This window comes from Streptomyces sp. NPDC041135 (assembly GCF_055592085.1).
The window spans coordinates 1-4,904 of sequence record NZ_JBVIYZ010000077.1; the positions used below are offsets into that span (position 1 = coordinate 1).

Below are 4,904 nucleotides of genomic sequence, written 5' to 3' on the forward strand. Positions count from 1 at the left end.
GACCCCCGCAACTACCTGGCCTTTCTCGGCCTCGCCGCCGCCCTCTGCTGTTACAAGCGACTTCTCCGCCTCACCACGTAGGACACGGTCTAAGGTCAGCCGCCAATCGATGAGCGAGAGTGCGATCACACCGCCCAGCGAGGTCACGGCCGCGACGGCCGGTTGCAGTACGGACGTCAGGGTCTCAGCGGTGTCGGACGCGCTTGCCGTGATCCTGCTCGTCGCGTCTCCAGGATCCAGGCGGTACTGGCCAGGTGCGCCGGCCTCGACCACGGTGGCCGCCAGGACGTAGCGCAGGGTTGCGGTGACGCGGGCCTGACAGATCGACGCCGTCCAGACGGTGGCGACCTCTTGCAGGAAGCCGCAGAGGAGCAGCAGAGCAGCGAGGAGTGCGGCATGGCCCCCGTCACGGCCCGAGACAGCGGCGTCGACGCTCGCGGCCAGCGCGGCGGGCAGGAGGAGCACGGTGACAACACCGACGGCCGTAACCGCCAACAGACCGGCAGAGGCCAGTGGCGCACAGCGCACCGAGTACCACACGAGATGACGCACGGTGGGGCGGACGGGCGGCGCCAGGAGGCTTCGTGACAGCGACGTGCTGTCCTGGACGGGCGCGGTCACGGGAGCATGCCTTCGGGAGTGATGTCAGCGTTTTCGGGGAACTGCTCTTGGGCGAGGAACCGCACGATGCCGGCGGCGACCGCATCTCCGTGCGGGCCGGTCAGCGGGTCGTGTCCGCTGCCGCCAACCTCCAGGTAGGACATGTCGAGCCCAGGGCGGCGGCCTTGGCTCACGAGCCGGTCCCGCAGGCGCCGTGAATGCGACACCGGAATGATGTCGTCCTCGCTGCCGTGAACGATGAGCAGCTGCGCCGTGATCCGGGCGCTCAGCTGGTCGAGGTCCCTGGGACCCAGGTCATCGCAGAGCCGTACGCACCCGCCGAGACGGTCCAGCATGGCGCGGACCGGGGCGGAGGCATGTTCGTACAGGGCGGTGCCGGAGAGGAACGGCGCCACCGCCGCGCAGCGTTCCCACAGCGCCGGCTGTGCGGCTGCAGCGAGCAAAGCCAGGAAGGCGCCGTAGCTGACGCCGTAGAGCGCCGGCGGCCTGGAGCGCTGGCCACGCTGGTGCTGAAGCCACTGCCCGATGTGGCATATGTCGTCCAGGTCCGGGCCGCCCCAGGCACTATGGATGGCCTCCCGGTGAGCGACACCATAGCCGGTGCTGCCCCGCTGGTTGGGAGCGACGACGGTGAGACCGGCCGCTGCCATGCGCTGGAACACGGAGTTGAACGAGAACGGCCAGGCCGCTTCCGGGCCGCCGTGCAGGGCGATGACGACCCGTTCGGCGCGGGAGAGGTCGTGCTCGCCGTAGACGATGGCCTCAAGGGGTCCAGACTTACCCGGCAGCTTCGTCAGCCGTGCCCCCATCCAAGAGGTATCCACGTCCTGCATGGACGCCGGGAAATGGCACTGCCACGACCCGGCGGCGTCATCGGCCACGAGCAGGGTGGTGGGCCTGCTGGGAGTTGAGAAGGGTACGCACAGTCCACTGGCGCTCCAGCGGGCAGCGCCCTGGACCGTGCCGTCCGGGAGAGGCAGTTCGGTGACGTCAGGGGTGCCGGGCGTGTGAATGGCGAGCGTAGACACGGCTCCGCGGGCAATCCGCAGGGCCACTCGCTTGCCGGCAGGATCGACGGCGACGGGGAGAACCGTGCCGTCCAGCCGGTCGAGATGGCTCAGCAAAGTCAGCTCGCCGGGGTGCTCCAGGCTGGTGTGGGCGAGGTGCGTCGCACCGTTGACAGCGGCTGCAAGGACCAGGAGCCCAGACTTAGGGCTTGCCAAAAGCACGTGGGCGCCGACAGGCAGGCCGCTCATCGGCTCGACGGTCTTGTGGTCCAGGTCGATGATCACCGTGGCGGGCCCGGTGCCGTCCTCGCGGACTGCGCCCAGGCGCCGACCCAGCGGATCAGCCCAGAAAGTGCGGCCGATCCTTCCGGTCAGGCTCAGCACATGGTGGAGTCCGCTCGAGTCCACCGCCCAAATGCCCGAGGTCGTGCCGTCGTTGCTCACGGCCAGGGCCAGCATCGTGGTGTCGGGCGTCGCGAGCAGGCGCAGGCCCGGTGACTCGACGGTTCCGATCGGTTGCTCCCGCAGCCCGTCCGAAGTAGCGATCACCAGAGCTATGTGGTGGATACCGCGGGTGGGTCGGGTGACGACCATCCTCCCGTCCGTGAGGCACAGAATCTGAGCGAAAGTCGTCTCACCTCCAGGGCGGGTCAGCCGCTGCGCGCGGACCTCGCGTCCCGTCAGGTCCCAGTGTTCCAGTGCGAGGGGTCCGTGCTCCTCCGCTGTGAAGAAGGCGGCTTGCTTCCCGTCGGGGGCTATGGAAAAGCTGATCCGCGTCGGCGCGCTGTGGCGGGCCTTCGTGTGCGCGCTCATCGAGTTGTTCCCGTTGGGTGGGTGCGGCGCGCTCCCGCAGCGACCTCCGGGACGAGGCCGTCGATCATCCACCACCGGGGGCCGCCGTGCCGCAGTCGCAACAGAAACCCGACGACGCCCGCTAGGCCGGTGTTGTAGCCGTACAAAATCTCAGAGGGATCCTCGCCGCCGACGATTACGCGGCCGTCCCGCAGCCCGTGACGCACATATGCGGCTGCGGCGAGGTCCACCGCCCAATTGCGGTACTCGTCGTCGCCCGTAGCCGCGGCAAGGTCGAGCAAGAACTCCCCGTCCCCCGCCAGTCCATGGCATGCGGCAGGCAGGGCATGGAAGCGTCGGCGGTGCACCTCGACCGCTGCTTGGTGCGCCAGGTCGCGGTGGTTGTTGTCACCGGTGGCCTGCCATAGACGGATTAAAAAGGTTCCGATGCCCGAGGAGCCGCTGCACCAGTGCCACATGTGCCGTGTCCGGTCCGGGGCGGTGTCGGGGCCGGCAGCCCAGGTGGCGGCCCCGTGTCCGATGATCGCCGTGGCTGCCAGGGTGTCGCCCGCCGCCCGCGCGGCATCCAGGTAGCGTCGGTCGCCAGTGGCAGCACCCGCGCCGAGGAGGAAGGTCCCCACGCCGGCGACACCGTGTCCGAAGCCATAGTGGACAAGACCTGCCAGCGTCGAGTCGAATTTTTCCGGAATCGGCCAGACCATCTTGCCGTCCTGGACTCGGGCTGCGGCGAGAACCGCATCGGCGCACCGTATTGCGCGCTCACGCAGTACGGTGTCTCGGGTCGCTTGCCACATGTGGAGGTGCGCCATACCGGCGCCGGCCAGGCCATGGCAGACATCGGGGTTCTGCCACTCCAGCGGGAGTTCCTTCAGCAGGGCCACCGCTCGGCCAGCCAGCTCCTCATCGTTCAGGGCCCGTGCGGCATCGAACAGGGACCACGCGGTGCCGGCACGGCCGAAGTACAGACCTGGCAGGAGGCGGGGCATCGTTAGGCGACGCGCATCAACCCATTCGGCGACCGCGCGTACACCGGTCCACAGCTCTTTCGTGTCGAACACCGACACCGCGCGGGTGAGCACGCCGAGCACGCCTGCTGCCCCCTGCTGCAGGTTGCAAGGGTCCGCCGTCGTTCCGAATGCGCTGTCCGGCCACAGGCGCACCGCGGTCGGCTCCATGGTCTCCAGGAGGACAGACAGCCCGTCCCGGATCGCTCGATCCTGGGCGGCCGACGTGAACCCGCTTCCCTCGGCGGCTGGCCCACCGCCGGCGCTGTCCTCGTCCTCGGCGATCCTGGCAACCGCTTCGCGTACCTGTCTCAGATTCCAGCGACATGCGGGCGCATCGGCAGCGAGTCCGAGGATTACGGGGAGGAAGGCACGGAGCGTGGGATTCGACCCGGCGATCAACGACATCATTGCGTCGAGACGGTCTCGGTGAGACCTCGTCTCCGGACGGTCCGGAGTCAGGACCGGGTCAATTCCTGAGAGCAGGTGGAACAGGGTCATGCCAAGGCTGTACAGGTCCGCCGTCGTGTCGGGGGCAGGACCAAGGGTGGCCGTCGCCGCGTACTCGGGCGCCGCGTAACCTCGAGTGAATGCGCGGCTGGTGAAAGTGCCCGGCGCGATCGCGTGCTCGAGGTCGATCAGACGGAGCTCTCCGTCCGGAAGGACCATGATGTTGTTCGGGGTGAAGTCGCGAAGGACCACGCCAGCCGCATGCGCCGCTTCCATCAGAGAGACCAGCTGATTCACCAGAGGAACAGCTTCGACAAGCGAGAGTGGCGCTTCCGACGGGCCCGCGAAGATGCGGTCGCTCACCCATTTCCGCAGGTTCGATCCCGGGAGAAGCTCGGTAGCCAGGAACAGACTCCCTTGCTGCTCGAAGAGGGCGACCTTCTTCGCCACTACTCCTCGTGGCTGCAGTCGGTCGATCACGACGGCCTCGTTCCGGAGCAGGTCGCGAACGTCAGTCCCCAGCAAGGTGGAGCCCACGTGAGGTCGACCCCGCTTGATGATGACGTCCGCGCCACCGGTGCGGTCGTAGGCTCGGTACACCCCGCCCTTGTTCGAATGCCGGATGGCGCTGACCACCTCGAACCGCTCGTCGAGCAGGACTGCGGATGGCTTGGCAGCGGGCTTCAGTACAGGTTCACTTTCGATCGGAGACCCGGCCCATGACGGGGGGCTGAACCAGGCATTGCGCTCATCTTTGAGAGGCTCGCCCTCAGGGCTCAGTATTACGGATTCGAACGTACCGTCGTTGGTCAGTACCGACACACCACTGAAGGTGCCGTAGCGGAAGTGGACCAAGCTGTCGTCGCACCACTGTCGGTCGGAGAGGATCTTCGGTCCTGGCAGGCCACGGGTCACTAAGACCGTGTCCTACGTGGTGAGGCGGAGAAGTCGCTTGTAACAGCAGAGGGCGGCGGCGAGGCCGAGAAAGGCCAGGTAGTTGCGGGGGTCG

Annotated in this window: 3 protein-coding genes; all 3 read right to left on the reverse strand. The window is 67.8% G+C overall.

The window, feature by feature from the left end; genetic code table 11:
• The coding region (locus ACZ6CZ_RS37615) for a hypothetical protein (protein ID WP_469030544.1) at window positions 1-621 on the reverse strand (621 nt) is incomplete at its 3' end.
• On the reverse strand, window positions 618-2,441 hold the full coding sequence (locus ACZ6CZ_RS37620; protein WP_469030547.1) for a S9 family peptidase: 1,824 nt from the start codon (window positions 2,439-2,441) through the stop codon (window positions 618-620). The genes ACZ6CZ_RS37620 and ACZ6CZ_RS37615, both read right to left, overlap by 4 nt.
• Complete coding sequence (gene lanL / locus ACZ6CZ_RS37625; RefSeq protein ID WP_469030549.1) at window positions 2,438-4,810, reverse strand: class IV lanthionine synthetase LanL; 2,373 nt, start codon at window positions 4,808-4,810, stop codon at window positions 2,438-2,440. Before lanL ends, ACZ6CZ_RS37620 begins: the two co-directional genes overlap by 4 nt.
• Window positions 4,811-4,904 lie beyond the last annotated feature (94 nt).

Excerpts from the sequence above, each read along its gene's own strand:
- ACZ6CZ_RS37620 (WP_469030547.1), bottom strand. The coding sequence starts at position 2,441 with ATGAGCGCGCACACGAAGGCCCGCCACAGCGCGCCGACGCGGATCAGC.